The organism is Stappia indica, from assembly GCF_020177335.1.
Taxonomy (GTDB): domain Bacteria; phylum Pseudomonadota; class Alphaproteobacteria; order Rhizobiales; family Stappiaceae; genus Stappia; species Stappia indica_B.
Genome location: NZ_JAIVMG010000020.1, coordinates 1 through 18,762, shown reverse-complemented (window position 1 = coordinate 18,762; position 18,762 = coordinate 1). Strand labels below are relative to the sequence as shown.

Below are 18,762 nucleotides of genomic sequence, written 5' to 3'. Positions count from 1 at the left end.
ATGACTTCCACAAAATCCAACATCTCGCGGCGGCAACTCCTCGGCATGGGCGCTATGGCACCGCTTGCCGGCCTGATGCCCGGTCTGATCCGTCCGGCCATGGCCGGCGACACGGTCAAGCTGCAGTTCATGTATCCGGTCGGTGTGTCGGGGGACATCAACAAGATCGTCTCCGGCATGATCGCCCAGTTCAACGCCGAGCATCCGGGCATCGAGGTCGAGGCCATCTATGCCGGCAGCTACGACAATACCGAGCAGAAGGTGATCACGAGCCTTGGCGTCGGCGCGCCGCCGTCCCTCTGGCTGCCGATCAACTCGGCGCTGCAGACCTTCCTCGGCCTCGACGCGCTGGAAGACGTGACGGATCTGGCCCGCAATGACGACATCTACGAGGATTTCCTGCCGGGCTTCCTCAATACCTGCGTTTCCGACGACCGGCTCTACGGCCTGCCGTTCCAGCCCTCGACGCCGGTGCTGTACTACAACAAGGACGCCTTCCGGGCGGCCGGCATCGCCAAGGCGCCGGACACCTGGGACGAGCTTCTCGAAGTGGCCAAGGAGCTGACGATCCGTGAAAACGGCGAGTTGAAGCGCTGGGGTCTGATCATCGGCGGCGGCTGGCACGACTGGATGTTCGAATGCTACTGCCGCCAGAACGAGCTGGTGCCGTGGCGCAAGGACAAGGTGCTGTTCGATCAGCCCGAGGCGATCGACGCGCTGGAGTTCTGGGTCAAGATGGTCAATGCCGGGGTGATGGCACCGGCGTCCACCTGGCAGGGCTCCGCCAATGACTTCATGGCCGGCCAGACGGCGATGCTCTACCACTCGACCGGTTCGCTCACCAACCTGCGCACCTCGGCGCCGTTCGAGGTTGGCGTTGCGTTCATGCCGAAGAACAAGACCTATGGCGCGGCCCAGGGCGGTGGTCCGCTGATGATTGCCAAGAACCAGACCGACGCGCAGAAGGAAGCGAGCTGGACCTTTGCGCGGTGGATGACCAACACCGCCAACCAGGCCAAGTGGAGCAAGGCCACCGGCTATCTCGCCGTGCGCAAGTCCTCCTGGGAATCGGCCGAGATGCAGAGCTATCTGCAGGACGTGCCGGAGGCCAAGATCGCGCTCGAGCAGGCCGCCTTCGCCGGCGCCTTCCTGCAGGTCCCGGGCTATCATCGGGTGCGCGAATACCTGAAGAGCGCGCTCGACCGGACCCTGGCCGGTGAGATCAAGCCCGATGCGGCGCTGATCGAGGCCAACACCAACTCGAACCGCGAGATCCAGCGCCTGCTGCGGCGTCAGAAGGGCTGATCCCGGCATCTCGAACCTTTGCGGCGCGGGCCTTTCCGGCCCGCGCCGTTTCGCTTTCTCCGATCCGCATCGAGGTCTTCGAACATGTCGCTCAACGTGGCGCGGGCACGCCGGAACGAGGCGCTGCTGGCCTATGCCTTCCTCTTCCCCTCGCTCGTCTTTCTCGCGGTCTTTACCTATTGGCCGATCCTGCGTTCGATCTGGTTCAGCCTGCATGACGTGGTGCTCGGCGACCCGGAGATCTTCTGGCTGGGCGCGGAGAATTACCTGCGTCTGCTTGATGACGGATTGTTCTGGAAGGTGTTCGCCAACACGGCCCTCTACACGCTGATCACCATTCCCCTGGCGATTCTGGTGGCGCTGCTGCTGGCGGTGGCGCTCGACAGCAAGTTGCGCGGTATCGGGCTTTATCGCTCGGCATTCTTCTATCCGGTGATGATCCCCTCGGTGGCGGCCGGCATGGTCTGGGTGTTCCTCTATGCACCGGGATACGGGCCGATCAACGAGGCGCTGACCTTTCTTGGCCTGCCGCGGCTCGACTGGCTCTACAGCAGCAAATGGGCCTTGCCGGCGATCATGCTGATGAGCATCTGGAAATACTCCGGCTATTTCATGCTGATCCTGCTGGCGGCGCTGAAGCTGGTGCCTTCGGACCTCTACGAGGCGGCACGGCTCGACGGGGTAAGCGCGCCGCAGCGGCTCATTCACATCACCGTGCCGCTGATCTCGCCGACGCTCTATTTCGTCATCGTGATCGGTCTGCTGCACAGCTACCAGATCTTCGACTACGTCTATGTCATGACGCAGGGTGGTCCCGCCGACGCGACCAACGTGCTGACCTTCTACATCTACCAGAACGGCTTCCAGTATCAGGACATCGGCTATGCCTCGACCCTGGCCAATACGCTGCTGGTGTTCGTTCTCGGGCTGATCGGTCTGGTGTCGGTGACCCTTGGCCGCCGCGTCCATTACCTGGGAGAGCGCTGATGACCGCCATTTCCGAGGCACAACCTGCCGCCCATGCGCCGCGCCGCCGGTCCGTTCTCGCCCGGCTCAAGGGAAACTGGCTGCAATTCATCATGCTGCCGGTCGCGCTGTTGTGGATGAGCCCGCTGATCTGGATCGTCCTGACCTCGCTGAAGACCAAGGCCGAGGTGTTCGACCCGGAGGCCGGGTTTCTGCCGCAGGCGCTGAACTTCGCCAACTACCCGGCAACGCTCGCGGTGGCGCCATTCGGCACCTATCTGATCAACTCGATCATTGTCACTGGCTCGATCCTGGCGGCGCAACTCGTCACCATCACTCTTGCCGCCTATGCCTTCGCCCGGCTGGAGTTTCCGCTGAAACGGCTGCTGTTCAGCCTGTTCCTTTTACAGGTGATGTTCCCGATCTATGCGATCTTCCTGACGAATTTCATCACCTTGCGGGAGTTCGGCCTGATCAACACGCTGCCGGCGATGATCGTGCCCTTCGTCGCCTCCGGCTATGGCACCTTCATGTTGCGCCAGTCGTTCCGGCAGGTGCCGCAGGAGCTGTCCGATGCCGCAAGGCTCGATGGCTGCGGCCATTTCGGCATCCTGTGGCATGTCTTCCTGCCGCTGGTTCAGCCGACGCTGATCGCCTTCGGCATCATCTCCGTCGTGACCCATTGGAACGATTACATGTGGCCGCTGCTGGTCACCAATTCCGACAACGTGCGCACTCTGCCGATCGGGCTGGGGCTGCTTGCCAAGTCGGACAGCGGCGCCGACTGGACCCGGCTGATGGCCGGAACGGTCATCGTCGTCTCGCCGCTGCTGCTTGCCTTCGTGATCTTCCAGCGCCGTTTCATCGACAGCTTCATGCACACCGGCGTCAAGTGACGCCCATCCGGAGACCGTTTCATGGCCACCGTCATTCTACAGAACGTCTGCAAGTCCTACGGCAACCGCAAGACCGTTCATGACGTCAATCTGACAATCGAGGACAAGGAATTCATGGTGCTGGTCGGCCCGTCGGGCTGCGGCAAATCCACCACGCTGCGCATGGTCGCGGGGCTGGAGGACATCACCGCCGGGCGGCTGACGATCGATGGGCGGGACGTCACTGACGCGCCGCCGCAACAGCGCGATATCGCCATGGTGTTCCAGTCCTATGCGCTCTATCCGCATATGACCGCCTATCGCAACATGGCCTTCGGCCTGCTCAAGACCACGCGGCTGTCGAAGGCCGAGATCGACGGGAGGATCCGCGAGGCGGCGGAGATCCTGCATATCACCGATCTGCTTGACCGCCGGCCGAAGGAGCTGTCCGGTGGCGAGCGGCAGCGGGTGGCGATCGGCCGGGCGCTGGTGCGCAAGCCCAAGGTGTTCCTGTTCGACGAGCCGCTGTCCAATCTCGACGCCAAGCTGCGCAACCGGATGCGCGGTGAGCTCAAGCGGCTGCACCGCGAACTGGGGCTGACGGTGATCTATGTCACCCATGACCAGATCGAGGCGATGACGCTGGGCAGCCGGGTGGCGATGATGTCGAAGGGCGAATTGCAGCAGGTGGGCGTGCCGATGGACGTCTACATGCGGCCGGCCAACACCTTCGTTGCCACCTTCATCGGTTCGCCGGAGATGGCGCTGCTGCCGTGCCGCGCGGATGCCGGTGGTGTGCTCGGCCACGATGGGTTTGCCGCCGGAGTGGCGCTAGGCGGCACGGAGCTTCCTTCCGACGTCATCCTCGGTGTGCGTCCGGAGGAGGTGAGCTTCTCCCGGACGGCGGGCATGGCCCGGGGGCAGGTGGAGCGCAGCGAGCTGATCGGCGCCGAGGCGCTGGTCGAGGTCGCGCTCGGCGAGGACCGGATCACCGTGCGTAGCGCGGTCGCCGATGCGCCTGAGCCGGGGGAGCAGGTCGGTCTTGACTTCGACCTGGCGCGCGTGCGGCTCTTTCACGCTGGAACCGGGCAGGCGATTGATCGTCAAGGCTGAGCGGACAGGAGGGAACCCCATGGCACTCACGGTGCGACAGACCCAGATCCTCGCACTGCTGAAGATCAGGGGGAAAGCGGCGATCACGGAACTGGCGGAGACCTTCGAGGTGTCCGACGAGACCATCCGGCGGGATCTCAAGGGGCCGACGGCGGACGGGATCGTTGAGAAGTTCCACGGCGGCGTCCGGCTGTCGATCCCGCGCACCGAACCACCCTTCGACCGGCGCTTGCGCGAGGAGGTCGAGGCGAAGACCCGGATCGCGGTGCGGGCGGCCGGCTTCATCCGGGAGGGGGCGACGGTGCTGCTCGACAACAGCTCCACCGCCTGTTTTCTCGCCCGCGAGCTGGTGCACCGGGAGCCGATGACGATCCTGACGATCTCGCTGGAGATCGCGCAGATCTTCCTGGCTGCCAACAGCCGGCACCGTTTGATCCTGCCGGCAGGGGAACTGCGCGCCGAGGACCGGACGATCACCGGCGCCGGTACGATCGAGTTCCTGTCGCAGTTCACCCCGAGCTATTTCGTCACCTCGGTGGTGGCCGGCGCGGCGCGGGGGTGCCTCGATTTCGATCTGTTCGAGGCGGAGTTCAAACGGGCGATGATCCCGCTCGCCGATCAGACCATCCTGTTGATGGATGCGACCAAATTCGGCAAATCCGGCCTGATTCACGTCTGCGACTGGTCGGCGATCGACGTCCTGGTCTCTGATGGGGTTCCGCCGGAGATCGCGGCGGAATTTGAACACGGGCATCTGCTGCTGGCGGACGGGAGGCACGACGAAGAGGGGTGAGGGGGCGTCCCCTCACATGCCCTGACCGGTTCCGGGCACTTCCGCGAAGCGGGGCCGGTTCATGCGGCGAAGCTTTCCACCGTGCGCATCGCGCCGTCGAGCGCCTTGCCCTCCTCATCGAGCAGGGCGGCCTCGCGCAGGCGCCGCAGCCAGTCGGCGGCATCCTCGCGCCCCTGAAGCGCCGGCAACATCGCCAGCACCCGGTCGAACTTGGACAGACCCCGCGTGTGCGTGTCCGAGTAGCCCTTGACCAGCCGCCGGGTACGCACGACCTCGACGCCGAGCTGGTAATCCTTTTCGCTGGTGCGCAGCGCCAGGGCGAGCCAGTCGTCCAGATGGGCCTGTTCCAGCGCGTGCCGATGGGTGCGCCGACGCCAGCCGCGTAAGCCCCCGATCATGTAGAGCATCAGAAAGCCGCGCAGGGTGTCGGTGCGAATGCGCCGCCCCTTGGAGAACCAGCGATCAAGCCGGGCCATCCATTTCGGGCTGGCCTCGACCTTGGCGCCAAGGCGGGCGGGCAACAGGCCGGCGATTTCCTCCGCGCGCGGATGCAGAAACTCGGTGAGCTGCATCACCTTGTCGTCCTTGACGAACATTTCCCGGCGGATGCGGTCGAAGCGGGCCGCCCGGGTCTTGCGATCCGCCACGCGGACCACATCGTCATAGGCCATGGCGTTGGCAATGTATTTCGCCGCCTCGCGGGAGAGGGCAAAGCCGTGTTCCGCGTCATCGGTGGCAACGACCCGCTCAAGCCGGTCGAGATACTCCCGCCCATAGGCCAGATCCTGAAAATCGACCACCTTGCGCAGGCCGGGTAGGGCAAGCTCGGCGACCGCGCCCGGCAGATTGCGCAACTGGCTCTCCAGCTCCTCCCAGTCCTTTTGCAGCCGCTGCGGTCCGACCATCGCTGCGGCGGGACGGTCCGTCGCGGCGGGGGCGACCGGCTGATCGCCATCCCTGGCGGCAGCGGCTGCGGCGCGGAACGCGCGCAAGGAGGCGTCGACCCCTTTGCCGCCGGCGCGGATGGCGTCCTCGAAGGCGGTTTCAGGGAACGGCAGGGCGCCAGAGCCGGCCAGTCCGCCAAACAGCGAGGCGGAAATCACCGAGCCGTTGTCCACCGCCAGCCGCTCCATGTCGAGCAGAACGGCGCGCTGGGCCGCCGTCTCTGCGGCGGCGATCACCTCATCGGCATCTGCGATGCCGTCGCCGGGCACCATCTTCTCGCTGACGGCGAGAACGCGGTGGGTCGAGGCGATCAGCGTGGTGCGATCCGGGGTGACGAAGCCGCGCATGATCGCCCGTCCCGCCTCCATGATCTCCGCCGCGATCAGGATATCGACATCGCCGGAGGCCGGGGCCAGCGAGAAGATCGGCGTTTCGCCGGGGGCGACCGGGGCCATCTCGATATAGTAGATGGTGGCGCCGGTCCGCTGCGCGACGCCGGCCACCGATGTGGTCTGGCAGGCATAGCCCTGCGCGCGCGCCAGCTTCTCGATCCAGCCGCTGAGAACGCCGCCGCCCTGACCGCCAACGGCGAGGACGGCAAGTTTGATGACCTGGCCCATCCGGGCATCGGGAATGCGCGGGGCGAGGGCGGTTTCGACACTCATCGGGCAGTCTCCACAAAGGTCAGGCGCCGGTTCGCGCGCCGGGTCTGAAGCCAGTCGATCAGGCGGGTGCGCAACCGGGCGAACCAGCGCTCGGTGCCGGTCGGATTGTGCACCACATCGGCGCGGTAGAAGCTGGGGCACAGCACCGCCGCTTCGGCGACCTCGCCGCAGTTGCCGCAGCCGACGCAGGTGTGATCGATGGCGACCACCGGATCATCGCGCAAGGGATCGTCCAGCCGCTTGAGCGACAGCGACGGGCAGCCCGACAGGCGGATGCAGGCATGATCGCCGGTGCACACGTCCTCATCGACGCCGAAACGGGGGGCCTCGATCCGGCGGCCGTCCTTGATCGCTTTCGCGCGTTGCGGCTTCTCCCGGCGCTGCCGGTTGAGCATGCATTCGGAGGAGGCAACGATGACCTTCGGCCCCTGCTCTCCGGTGGTCAGCGCCTCGCGGATCACCTGCCGCATCCGCGCCACGTCATAGGTGCGGTCGACCTGCCGCACCCATTTCACGCCAATGCCCTTCACCGCGTCGGTGATCGGGTTGTTGGTCGCCTTGGTCGGATTGTCGGCGCGCGAGCTTGGGATGTCCTGACCGCCGGTCGCCGCCGAATAGTAGTTGTCGACGACGATGGCGAGGCTGTCGGACTTGTTGAACACCATGTTGCCGATGGAGGTGGACAGGCCGTTGTGCCAGAAGCCGCCATCGCCAATGATCGAGATGGCACGCTTCTCGCCGCCGCCGTCGAAGGCCGCGTTCGAGGCCGGGCCGAGGCCATAGCCCATGGTCTGGCCGCCGATCTCGAAGGGGGGGAGCGCGGCGAACAGGTGACAGCCGATGTCGGCGCTGATCTGATGCTGGCCCAGTTCCTTCTCCACCAGCTTCATTGCCGCGAAGATCGGCCGCTCTGGACAGCCGGTGCAGAAGCCGGGCGGGCGGATCGGCACGGTGGAGGAGAGGTCCGGCGTCGCCGGCGCGGGCTTGTTCGGCGCGCGCACCTGGCCGGGCAGCATGTCCGGTGCATGAGCGCGCAGGAAGGCGGTGACCCCGTCGAGCATCACCTGACCGGTGTATTCGCCGGCCATCGGCAGCATGTCCTTGCCGTGCAGCCGCACATCCGAGCCGGCGCGGTAGAGCATGGTCGACAGGGCCTGCTCGATGAATTCGGGCTGGCCCTCCTCGATCACAAGTACAGCTTCCTTGCCCTCGCAGAAGGCCATGAATTCCGATTCCACCAGCGGGTAGGTGGCGTTGAGCACATAAAGCGGCACGTCGGTCTGGCCGAGGATATCGGCCAGGCCAAGCCGTTGCAGGGCGCGGATCACGCCGTTGTACATGCCGCCCTGGCAGACGATGCCGATCCGTGCGCCCTCCGGCCCGAACCGCTCGTTGATGCCGTTCTCGACAATGAATTTTTCTGCCGCCGGCCAGCGGTTGTTCACCTTGTCCTGTTCATGGGCAAAGGACATGGGCGGCAGCACCACCCGGTTGAAATCGCGCCTCGGCGCTGACAGGGCCTCGCGCACGGTCAGCGGCGGGCGCTGGTTGTCCCTGGTTTCGAAGCTGCCGGTCACATGGCAGGAGCGGATGCGCACCATCAGCATCACGGGGGTGTTCGAGGCTTCCGACAGCTCGAAGCCCTGCTCCACCGCCTTGACGATGGAGGGCAGGTTGGGGCGCGGGTCCAGCAGCCAGAACTGGGATTTCATCGCGAAGGCGTGGCTGCGCTCCTGCATGATGGAGGAGCCTTCGCCATAGTCCTCGCCGACGATCACCAGCGCGCCGCCGGTGACGCCGGAAGAGGCCAGGTTGGCCAGCGCGTCGGAGGCGACATTGACGCCGACCGAGCCCTTGAAGGTCACCGCGCCGCGGATGGGGTAATGGACCGAGGCGGCGAGCATGGCGGCGGCGGCGGCTTCCGAGGCGTTGGCCTCGAAGCGCACGCCCAGTTCGCTCAAGAGCTCTTCGGCATCGGCGAGAACGTCCATCAGGTGGCTGATGGGCGCGCCCTGGTAGCCGCCGACATAGCCGACGCCGTTTTCCAGAAGGGCCTTGGTGATCGCCAGGATGCCTTCGCCGGTGAAGGTTTCGCCTGCGCCAAGCCGCAGATGTTCGACTTCCGCCTTGAAGGAACGTTCGGCCATGGGAAACCTCAGATTTCGTGTTTGCGAATGTTGGTGAGCATTTTCTGCAAGGTCCCGACGAAGGCGCGCCGTTCGTCGTCGGCAATGCCCTGGAACATGCGTTCATGCGCCGCCGCCATATGCGGCCACATGATGTCGAAGGCCGCGCGCCCGCCGGCGGTCAGAAAGACCCGGGTGGCACGGCTGTCGCTTGCATCGGCCTCGCGGCGGATCAGGTCCTCGGCGGCAAGCTGGTCGAGCGCCCGGCTCAGCGTCGATTGCTCGACCACCGCATGGACCGCAAGCTCGCGGATCAACAGCCCGTCCATCACGGCGAGCACCGCCAGGGTGCGCATCTTCGGCGTGGTCAGTCCGAGCTCGGCGACATCTTCGCGCAAGGAGGCATTGTAGCGCGCCATGATGCGGTTCATCAGGTAGGGGGCGAAGCCGCCCAGGCCGATTTCGCCGAGGCGGGGCGCCTCTTCCTGCGGGCCGCCGGCATCCGTTGGTGCTGTCATGCTCCCAGTCCTTTCGCCGCCAGATAGCCCGATCCGCCGCCAAGTCCCGGTCCGGGATGGGTGGAGGCGCCGATGTGGATGAGGTTCTTGACCCCGGTCTTGCCGTTCACCGAATGGGCGAAGGGGCGCCAGATGAAGAACTGGTCGATGGAACAGGCGCCGCCATAAGGATCGCCGCCGACAAGATTGATGTTGAGCGCCGCCAGATCGGCGGGCGAATAGGCTTTGCGGGCGCGCTTGATCTGGTCGAAGTTGCGGATATGCCGGCGCAGGATTTCCTCCAGCCGGTCGGCGAAGGCCTCGCGCGTCGCCTCGTCCCACTCCCGCCCAGTGATCTTGCCGGCGGCATCGCCCTTGATGACACGCGGCGCATCGGGCACCTGCAGCCACAGCACCGCCTTGCCCTCGGGGCAGCGGCTCGGGTCCAGCCGGTGCGGCTGGCCGACGCAGATCGTCGGCGTTTCCGGCAGGAGGCCACGCTCTGCCTCGTTGCTGGCCTTGGACACGGAATCGATGCCGTCGGCAAGGTGAATGAGGGCGACATCGTCCAGCCCCTCGGCGCACCAGTCGGGCGCGGCATCGAGGGCGTAGTGGAGCTGGAAATTGCCCCGGCCATGACGGAACCGGCGGCTGGCCTCCCGGTCGGGCGCCAGGGAGGGCGCCAGGTCGGGGGACGGGGACGTATCTGTGGGATCCTGCGGCAGCAGCCGGTCATAGAGCTGATCGGGAGCGACCGAGGCGAGCACGGTTTGCGCCTCCAGCCGTTCGCCGCTGGTGGTCTCGACGCCGCAGGCGCGCCCGTTCTCCACCAGGATGCGGCTGACATCGACGCCGCAGCGGACCTCGCCGCCATGGGCCTCGATCAACCGGACGAAGGCCTGTGCGGCAGCACCTGCTCCGCCCTTGACCACCGGCGCGCCGGCAGCTTCCAGCGCGAAGGCGATGACCTTGGCCATCTGGCTGGAATAGGTGCTTTCCGGCGTCAAGCCGGTGTGCAGCACCCAGGGCGCCCACAGGGCCTGGATATCGGCGCTGGCAAAGTCGCTTTCCAGCCAGCCGCGTGCCGGCGCCAGAGCCGTGCCGAACCAGGTGGCCAGCCCGCGCAGGCCGCGCTTGCGGATCTGCCCGAACAGCAGCTTCAGCGTCGGCCAGCTCCAGAGGCGACCGCCCAAAAGGGCAAAGAGGAACGGGGCATCCGCCTCGATCTGGCCGACAATCGCGCCATGGCGGTCGCCGTCGCCAGCCGCGCGGGCGTTGAAGGCGGCGATATTGGCCTGCCGGTCGGTGGTCAGCACCAGCGCCGACCCATCGGGGCGCAGAACCGCCGTGGGGTGGGCGCTGTGGCAGTAGCAAAGCCCGTGCCGTTCCAGATCCTCGGCCAGTTCGGCCCCGGCCGGGGAGGTCAGGAACAAGACGAAGGTTGCCGCCATGATGTCATGGTGGAAACCGGGCAGGGTGATTTCCCCGGTGCGCAGGCAGCCACCTGGCACTTCGGCGCGTTCGAGCACCACGACCCTGTCGCCCTTGCGCGCAAGCAGCGCGCCGGCGACAAGGCCGTTGATGCCGGAACCGATAATGACGTGGTCCGCCTTCACCGGGATTTACCCTTGCGGCACGAGCGCCAGGGCGCGGATCGGGCTGCCGGTGCCATGGGCGATCTTGAGCGGCGCGGCGATCAGGATGGCCCCCTTGGCCGGCAGCTGGTCGAGATTGGCCAGCGAGGCGAGCCCGAAGCAATTGTCGCGGTGCAGGAGATTGTGGGCCGGGAAGGGCGGGGTCATGCCGCCGGCCTGGCCGGCGTCGGTGCCAATGCACTGCGAGCCCCAGCCGACAATGCCCTTCGACAGGAGATATTCGATGCAGTCGGGCGTCGGTCCGGGGCTGTGCGGGCCGGTTTCGTCGGCGTTCAGGAACTTCGCCTCGTCATCGGCGCGTTTGTCCCAGTCGGTGCGCATCACCACCCATTCGCCCTTGCCAATCTCGCCATGCTCGGCTTCCCAAGCCTTGACCAGATCGGCGGTCAGCAGAAAATCCTCGTTCTCGGCGCTTTCCTTCGAGCAATCGATGACGTTGACCGGTGCGATCAGCCGCTGCACGTCCAGCGTGTCGGTGAAGCCGTCCTGATAGTCCTTGCCGGTCACCCAGTGATGCGGGGCGTCGAAGTGGGTGCCCGAATGCTCGCCCAGAACCATCCAGTTCCAGGCGAAGAACGGGCCGTCCTCGTCATATTCGCTGATCTTGTGGATCTCGACCTTTGGCGTGTTCTTGGCGAAGTCTTCCGGCAATTGCAGGATCGGCGTGTCGGGGCCGAGCGTGCCCGAGCAATCCACCACCTTCACCGTTCCAGCCAGAAGCTGCGCGCCAAGATTGGCGACGATCGAATTCGCGTCCATTCCAGATTCCTCCCAAGGTCAAACCGTCTGGCCGCCTCCAACGGCCGTACGTTTGAGCACGCTAGACAATTATATATGCATTTGCAACTATCGACGGCGACGGAGGATCTCATGGACGGTAAATTCGACGCCATACTGGTCGGGGCGGGACACAATGCGCTGGCTTGCGCGCTGCATCTTTGCGCGCGCGGCTGGCGGGTCGCAGTATTCGAGCAGGCGCCCGAACCGGGCGGGGCGGTGCGCAGCGGCGCCTACACCCTTCCGGGCTTTCGCCATGATTTCGCGGCGATGAACCTCTCCCTGTTCGCCGGGTCGAAGTTTCACGGAGATTATGCGGAAGAGCTGGCACGAAACGGGCTTGAGTTCGTTCCGGTGAACCGGCCTTTCGCCTCGGTCTTCCCTGACGACGGCTGGCTGGGCGTGGAGACCGACACGGCGGCGACGCGCGCGCGCATTGCGGAACTGTCGGAGGTCGACGCGCAGACCTGGGACAGGCTTTCCGATGCTTTCGACGGGGAGGCGGAGCATATCCTGCGGCTTCTCGGTGCGTCGATGAAAATAAATGCATTTGCATCTTTTCTATTCAAGGTTTTGAGGGCGAAGGGCCTGCGCGGCAGCCTGGAGTTCGCGCGGTTCCTGGCGTCGTCACCGCGTGCCTGGCTGGAGGAGACCTTCGAACATCCCAAGGTTCAAGCGCTGCTCGGCGCCTGGGGCATGCATCTCGATTATGCGCCGGACATTTCCGGCGGTGCCGTGTTCCCGTATCTGGAAGGCATGGCGGGGCAGGCCTTCGGCATGGTGATCGGCAAGGGCGGTGCGGACACGGTGACCCGCGCCCTGGTCTCGGCGATCCGTGCCCGTGGCGGCGTTGTCGAGTGCGAGGCACCGGTTGCGCGGATCCTGCATTCGAGCGGGAAGGCGTCCGGGGTAAAGCTGGCCGACGGGCGGCGCTTTTCGGCGGGGCGGGCGGTGATCGCCGGCGTCGCGCCCGGCGCTCTGGTGCGGCTGACCGGCGGCACGGGCAAGCCTGCCTTCGATGGCAAGATGACGCGGTTTTCCCACGCGCCGGGGACGATGATGCTGCACCTGGCCTTGTCGGACCTACCGAACTGGCGGGCCGGGGAGGTGCTGCGGCGCTTTGCCTATGTGCATCTCGCCCCCTCGCTCGACCAGATGGCGCGCACTTATCAGCAGGCCCGCGCCGGGCTGCTGCCCGACGAACCGGTGATCGTTGCCGGCCAGCCGACGGTATTCGACGACAGTCGCGCGCCGGTGGGACAGCATGTGCTCTGGCTGCAGGTGCGCATGGTGCCGGGAGACATCCAGGGCGATGCCGCCGGCCGGATTGCCGCGCGCGACTGGGAGACGGCCGCCGAGCCGATGGCCGAGCGTGTTCTCGATATTCTCGATGGGTATGCGCCGGGGATCCGCGACAGGATCCTTGCCCGGCATGTGGTAACCCCGCCGATGTTCGAGGCGGCGAACCCGAATCTCGTCGGCGGTGATCAGATCTGCGGCAGCCATCACCTGTCGCAGCATTTCGTCTTCCGCCCGGCGGTGGGCGCGGCGGATGGGTCGACCCCCATCCGCAATCTGCACATGACCGGCGCGGCGGTCTGGCCGGGGGCGGGAACCGGCGCTGGCTCGGGCTACCTGCTGGCGCGCAAGCTTGTGGGCAAGTGATTCAGGAGTGGCGAGCCCCTGGTCCGTCCAGAACCGGCGCTAATGCATGGTGGCCATGGTCTTGCGGAACCGCTGCAGGGCAATCAGGAAGAACACCCCGCTGAGCCCCACCATCACCAACATGTCGGGCCACACCGTGCTCCATCCGGCGCCGCGATAGAGGATCGCCTGGGCAAAGGAGACGAAATGGGTTGAGGGCGCGGCCTGCATCAGAAACTGCAGCCAGTCCGGAATGCTTTCCATCGGTGTGGTGCTGCCGGACAGGAGGTTCATCACCACCAGCACCGGCAGGGCCAGAAGTCCGAATTGCGGCATGGAGCTGGTGAAGGTCGCCAGCAGGATGCCGAGCCCGGTCACCGAGACGAGGTAGAGCGCCGCGCCGAAGATAAAGAGCGGGATCGATCCGGCGATCGGCACCTGAAGCAGGGTTTGCACCACCAGCCAGAGCGAGAAAATGGCGGCAACGATGATCGCCAGTCCGTTGGCCCAGATCTTGGCGACCATGATTTCGGACGGCGTCACCGGCATGACCAGCAGATGCTCAATGGTGCCGTGCTCGCGTTCGCGGATCAGCGCGGCACCGGTTAAAAGCACCGACAGGATGGTGATGTTGTTGATCACCTGCATCACCGAGGAAAACCACACGGAGTTCAGGTTCGGATTGTAGCGGGTGGTCACCACCAGATCGATGGGCAGCTCCGGCGTCTCATCGAGACGGGAGACGAATTTCGCAACCTCGGCACGGATGATCTGTTGCAGGAAGACCGCGCCATTGCCTGCCTGAGCCATGGCTGTTGCATCGACGTTCAATTGCACTTGCGGCTTGCGGCCGGCCAGGACATCCGCTTCAAAGCTCGGCGGGAAGGAGAGCACGAACACATAGCGGCCGTTGTCCATCGCTTCTTCGACTTCATCGGCCGCTATTTCCTCGGCGGCCTTGAATTGCGGCGGCAGGATCGCGCCGAGAATCCGCCCGGTCAGGGCCGAGCGGTCCTGGTCCACATAGGCGACTGCCGCGTTGGTCACCTCCAGCTTGGCACCGGTCGCGACCGAATAGACCGCGATGCTGAACACATAGACGATCAACAGGATGAGAACCGGATCGGCCCACAGGCTGCGCAGTTCCTTCAGCCCCAGGCGGAAGACATTGGAGAGCCATCGGGTCATGTCATGCCTCCTGCTTCTTGAGGGCCAGGATGGAAATGGCAATGAACAGCACCGCAAAGCCGGCAAGGGCAAGGTGGTCCTGCCAAAGCTCCGCGAAGCTGAGGCTCTTGGTGAAGGTGCCGACGCTGATCTGCTGATACCAGACCGCCGGGAAGGCCAGCCCGAAGAACCGGGCGCCGCCTTCGAGCGAGGAGACCGGCACCAACAGGCCGGAGAAATTGACCGCCGGGATGATCGCCACCACGGCGGTGGCGAAGGTGGCCGCCACCTGGGTCCGGGTAAAGGTGGAAATCAGAATGCCGAACCCGGTGGTGGCGAAGACATAGAACAGAGTGCCGACAAGCAGGGCGGCGACTGATCCCTTGATCGGCACGCCGAACACCGCATAGGAGACCAGCACCAGTGAGGCGAAGCTGATCAGCGCGATCACCACATAGGGCAGTTGCTTGCCCAGCAGGAATTCGGCGCGGGTCACCGGGGTTGAGCGGAAATTGGCGATCGAACCGGTTTCCTTTTCCCGCACCACGCCCATGGCCGCCATCATTGAGGGGATCAGCACCAGCATCAGCATGATGACGGAAGGCACCATGGAAAAGACGCTCTTGAAGGACTGGTTGTAGCGAAAGCGCGTTTCGACGCTGGCGGCGGAGAGATCGACCGTCCGTCCGTAGCGGCGTTCGATCTGGTCGTTCAGATATGCGCCCGCCAGCCCTTGCAGATAGCCGCGCGTCGTTTCGGCGCGAAAGGGCATGGCGCCATCCACCGCAACCCGTACCTCTGGCCGCTCGCCGCTGACCAGCGCCTTGCCGAAGCCAGGGGGGATCTCCACCGCGAACACCAGCTCGGCATTGCGCATGCGGGCATCCAGCTCGCTGACGCTGCTGGCCTCCGGTTTTTCGGAGAAGTAGCGGGAGCCTGAAAAGCTCTCCAGCAGCTCCCGGCTTTCCGCTGTCCGGTCCCGGTCATAGACCGCATAGGACAGATCCTGCACGTCGAAGGAGATGCCGTAGCCGAAGGTCAGCATCAGGATGATCGGCCCGAGAAAGGCAAAGGCAAGCCGCATCCGGTCACGCAGGATCTCGGTGGTCTCACGCCGGGCGAAGGCCCACAGGCGGGCAAGGTCGAACCGCCGTTCCGCTGCCGGGGCGGTGGCTGTAGCGGGCTGCGCCGGGGCGGCGGGCGCGGTGTCGGTGCTGTCCTCGCCGGCGGCCGCACGCAGATAGTCGACGAAGGCCTCGCCAAGGGTTGCCGCGCCCTTGCTCTCGGTCAGTTCCTGCGGGGCGCCCATGGCCAGCACCTTGCCGGCATGCATCAGCGAGATGCGGTCGCAGCGCTCCGCCTCGCTCATGAAATGGGTGGAGACGAAGATCGTCACCCCGTCTTCGCGCGACAGTTTGATCAGGTGTTGCCAGAACCCGTCGCGGGCGACCGGATCGACGCCCGATGTCGGCTCGTCGAGAATCAGCACTTCGGGCGAATGCAGCACGGCGACGGCCAATTGCAGGCGCTGGCGGATGCCAAGCGGCAGGCCTTCGGGCCGCAGATCGGCTTCCTCGGTGAGGTCGAAGCTCGTCAGAACCTCGGCGATCCGTGTCTCGTGGTGGTCCGGTGGCAGATGATAGAGCCGAGCGTGCAGCTCCAGGTTCTGCCGGACGGTCAATTCGCTGTAGAGTGAGAAGGATTGCGACATGTAGCCGACCCGCTGGCGGGTCTCCATGTCTCTTGCGTCGAGTTTTTCGCCGAACAGCAGCGCCTCGCCCTCGCTGGCCGGCAGCAAGCCGGTCAGCATCTTCATGGTCGTGGTCTTGCCGCAGCCGTTCGAGCCGAGGAAACCGAAAATCTCACCGCGCCCGATCTTAAAGTCGACGTGATCGACCGCGACGAAATCGCCGAAACGGCGGGTCAGGCCGCGTGCTTCGATGGCCGGTGGGCCGTCGGAGGCGATGCGTGGCGGCACCACCACCTCCCGGTGGCCCTGGCGTTCGCTCTCGGGCAACATGGCAATGAAGGCCTTTTCCAGCGTCGGCTGGTGCGCGGCGTCCCGGATCTCCTGCGGGGTGCCGGTGGCGATGACCTTGCCGGCGGACATGGCCGCCAGCCAGTCGAAGCGCTCCGCCTCTTCCATATAGGCGGTGGCGACGATCACGCTCATGGCCGGGCGTTCCGCGCGGATCCGGTCGATCAGGTCCCAGAATTGCTGGCGCGACAGGGGATCGACGCCGGTGGTCGGTTCATCAAGGATCACCAGGTCCGGGTCGTGGATCAGCGCCGAGCACAGCGACAGCTTCTGCTTCATGCCGCCGGACAGCTTGCCGGCGGGCCGGTCCGGGAACGGGTCGAGCCCGGTGGCGCGCAGCAGCTCGTTGATGCGGGCACGGCGTTCGGCCTCCGGCTGGCCGAACAACCGGCCGAAGAAGTCGAGATTCTCGTAGACCGAGAGTGTCGGGTAGAGGTTCCGGCCGAGCCCTTGCGGCATATAGGCGATCCGGTGATTGCAGGACCGCCGATGGGCGCGGATGGTGATATCGCCGCCCAGAACGGTGGCTGCGCCGGTTTGCAGCCGGCGCACTCCGGCGGCCAGCGCAAGCAAGGTCGACTTGCCCACGCCATCCGGGCCGATCAGGCCCGCCATGCAGCCCGCCGGGATGTCCAGTGTCACGTCATCCAGGGCGCAGGTCGCCCCATAGCGGTGGCTCACCGATGACAGGTGGACGATCGGCGCGGGGGTCATTGCGGCAGCTTCACCTGAAGCCAGTCCGGCCAGTCAGTCTTGGCGTCGAGCCGGACATAGCCAACCCCGGCGACGCCGGCCTTTGCCTGCTCTTGATATTTCGCCAAAAGGGACGGTGGGATGCTCAGCTTGACGCGGAACATCAGTTGATCGCGCTCATCGGCGGTTTCCACCGACTTGGGGGTGAACTGGGCGGTGCTGGCGACGAAGCTCACCTGTGCCGGCACCACGTAGTCCGGGATCGGGTCGAGGATCAGCCGGGCCTCGGCGCCGACCGCCAGCAGCCCGGCATTTCGTGCGGGCAGGAAGATGGTCATGTAGATGTCGGTGAGGTCGGTGAGCGTCACCACCTTGCCGCCGGCTCCCACGACTTCGCCGGCCTTCGTCAGGATATACTGAACCCGGCCGTCGCGGGGGGCGAACAGCGAGGCGTCGTCCTTGATGCTTTGCAGGCGCTCCACCGAGGCCTTGGCCGAGGCAATGGTGGCGACACCGAGGTCAATGCCCGCTTCAGCTGCGGCAACGCCCGCGGCTGCGCTGGCCTGGGCGGTCTTGAGCTGGTCGAGCTGTTGCTGGGTGGCGTGGCCCTTGGCGGCGAGCTGTTCGGTCCGCGTGACCTCCAGCTTGACGAACTCCAGTTCGGCCTCGCGCTGCTTCAGAAGGGCGTCTGACTGGAGCTTCTGCTGTTCCGCCTGTTTGACCATGGCTTCAGCCTGATGCAGCTGGGCGTCGACCTCCAGCGTGTCGAGCCGCGCGACCAGGGTGCCGGCGGTCACCCATTGACCTTCCGAGACGAAGACCTCGGCCACGCGGCCCGGAAGCTTGGCGGAAACGTCGATGCGCTCTGCCTCGATGCGCCCGTTGGATGAGACGATCCCTTCTGGGAGTAAAGGCGCCGCGTAGTGCTGCCAGGCAAAGAAGCCCGCCAGGCCAAGAGCGGCCGATAGGACAAGCAATATAAGCCAGTGGGTCTTGGACATTCTTCTCTCGCTGAAAACCGGGCGCCGATCAGCGGTGCTGGGGCCCATCCCTGGACAGGGGAATAGCGAACAAACCTCGGTCATGTGTTGACCTGGGTCAACGGGGCACCGGCGTGTGGCGGAGCGGTGGGCAACGTGTCGCGGTTCTCTTGAGTTTAATCGTTGATCCTGGCGGCTTCCGATGACGTTTGTTTGACGTTTGTGGTTTGTTTGGCTGTGCGTTTTGGGTGTTTTGGGTGGGTTTTGGCGGGGGAAGCGGGGGCTGTTGCGGTGGCGTTTGGCTGGGGATTTGCGGCTGTTGATAGTTTCAAGATGTTGAGATTGTTTGTATTTTTGTGTTTGTCGGGGTGTGTTGTTCACAAGGGGTTGGGTGTGCTTGGTGTGTTTTTTGGGGTCTTGCGTTTTTTTCTGGGTGTCGGGCTTGACGGTTTGCGGGGGCGGTGGGTATATAGCTCCCACAACGACGGCGGCGCCGGGGTTTGGCCGGCGCCTTGAGCTGTCG

At 65.4% G+C, this 18,762-nt stretch carries 14 protein-coding genes; 6 read left to right on the top strand and 8 right to left on the bottom strand.

From position 1 onward, the window contains the following. From LC062_RS19915 to LC062_RS19895, 5 genes are all read left to right on the top strand, one after another. Nucleotides 1-1,305 carry an ABC transporter substrate-binding protein gene (locus LC062_RS19915; protein WP_224912789.1) on the top strand — a complete coding sequence of 435 codons (1,305 nt, stop codon included), beginning with the start codon at nt 1-3 and terminating at the stop codon, nt 1,303-1,305. Nucleotides 1,306-1,389: 84 nt separating this feature from the next. After that, a complete protein-coding gene (locus LC062_RS19910) occupies nt 1,390-2,292 on the top strand; it encodes a carbohydrate ABC transporter permease (protein WP_224912788.1) in 903 nt (300 codons plus the stop codon). Further along, complete coding sequence (locus tag LC062_RS19905) at nt 2,292-3,167, top strand: carbohydrate ABC transporter permease (protein ID WP_224912787.1); 876 nt, start codon at nt 2,292-2,294, stop codon at nt 3,165-3,167. Before LC062_RS19910 ends, LC062_RS19905 begins: the two co-directional genes overlap by 1 nt. 21 nt (nt 3,168-3,188) lie before the next feature. Beyond that, nucleotides 3,189-4,259, top strand: coding sequence for an ABC transporter ATP-binding protein (locus LC062_RS19900; protein WP_224912786.1), 1,071 nt, complete (start codon nt 3,189-3,191; stop codon nt 4,257-4,259). A gap of 19 nt (nt 4,260-4,278) precedes the next feature. After that, the gene (locus tag LC062_RS19895; RefSeq protein WP_224912785.1) at nt 4,279-5,052 is read left to right on the top strand and encodes a DeoR/GlpR family DNA-binding transcription regulator; all 774 of its coding nucleotides are present in this window, start codon (nt 4,279-4,281) and stop codon (nt 5,050-5,052) included. 59 nt (nt 5,053-5,111) lie between these two features. Here LC062_RS19895 and LC062_RS19890 read toward each other — a convergent pair whose 3' ends face one another. The 5 genes from LC062_RS19890 to LC062_RS19870 are packed head-to-tail and all read right to left on the bottom strand — an operon-like array spanning nt 5,112 to nt 11,699. Next, nucleotides 5,112-6,662: an indolepyruvate oxidoreductase subunit beta family protein gene (locus tag LC062_RS19890; RefSeq protein ID WP_224912784.1), complete on the bottom strand. Its 1,551-nt coding sequence runs from the start codon at nt 6,660-6,662 to the stop codon at nt 5,112-5,114. Then, nucleotides 6,659-8,809 carry a thiamine pyrophosphate-dependent enzyme gene (locus tag LC062_RS19885; protein WP_224912783.1) on the bottom strand — a complete coding sequence of 717 codons (2,151 nt, stop codon included), beginning with the start codon at nt 8,807-8,809 and terminating at the stop codon, nt 6,659-6,661. The genes LC062_RS19890 and LC062_RS19885 overlap by 4 nt, the downstream gene beginning before the upstream one ends. Nucleotides 8,810-8,817: 8 nt before the next feature. Then, a complete protein-coding gene (locus LC062_RS19880) occupies nt 8,818-9,306 on the bottom strand; it encodes a MarR family winged helix-turn-helix transcriptional regulator (protein WP_224912780.1) in 489 nt (162 codons plus the stop codon). Further along, complete coding sequence (locus tag LC062_RS19875) at nt 9,303-10,901, bottom strand: phytoene desaturase family protein (protein ID WP_224912778.1); 1,599 nt, start codon at nt 10,899-10,901, stop codon at nt 9,303-9,305. The genes LC062_RS19880 and LC062_RS19875 overlap by 4 nt, the downstream gene beginning before the upstream one ends. Nucleotides 10,902-10,907: 6 nt before the next feature. After that, nucleotides 10,908-11,699, bottom strand: coding sequence for a cyclase family protein (locus LC062_RS19870; RefSeq protein WP_181760626.1), 792 nt, complete (start codon nt 11,697-11,699; stop codon nt 10,908-10,910). Nucleotides 11,700-11,810: 111 nt separating this feature from the next. On the opposite strand from LC062_RS19870, the gene LC062_RS19865 reads away from it, so the two are divergent. Then, nucleotides 11,811-13,382 carry a phytoene desaturase family protein gene (locus LC062_RS19865; RefSeq protein ID WP_224912776.1) on the top strand — a complete coding sequence of 524 codons (1,572 nt, stop codon included), beginning with the start codon at nt 11,811-11,813 and terminating at the stop codon, nt 13,380-13,382. A 39-nt stretch (nt 13,383-13,421) separates the two neighbouring features. On the opposite strand, the gene LC062_RS19860 is transcribed toward LC062_RS19865, so the two are convergent. Genes LC062_RS19860 through LC062_RS19850 form a run of 3 tightly spaced genes read right to left on the bottom strand, consistent with a single transcriptional unit; the run spans nt 13,422 to nt 18,260 of the window. Further along, nucleotides 13,422-14,549 carry an ABC transporter permease gene (locus tag LC062_RS19860; RefSeq protein ID WP_224912775.1) on the bottom strand — a complete coding sequence of 376 codons (1,128 nt, stop codon included), beginning with the start codon at nt 14,547-14,549 and terminating at the stop codon, nt 13,422-13,424. A gap of 1 nt (nt 14,550) precedes the next feature. Next, the gene (gene rbbA, locus LC062_RS19855; protein WP_224912773.1) at nt 14,551-17,280 is read right to left on the bottom strand and encodes a ribosome-associated ATPase/putative transporter RbbA; all 2,730 of its coding nucleotides are present in this window, start codon (nt 17,278-17,280) and stop codon (nt 14,551-14,553) included. Beyond that, nucleotides 17,277-18,260 (bottom strand): HlyD family secretion protein, encoded by a 984-nt coding sequence (locus tag LC062_RS19850; RefSeq protein ID WP_224912771.1) that lies wholly within the window; start codon nt 18,258-18,260, stop codon nt 17,277-17,279. The genes rbbA and LC062_RS19850 overlap by 4 nt, the downstream gene beginning before the upstream one ends. Nucleotides 18,261-18,762: the final 502 nt, after the last annotated feature.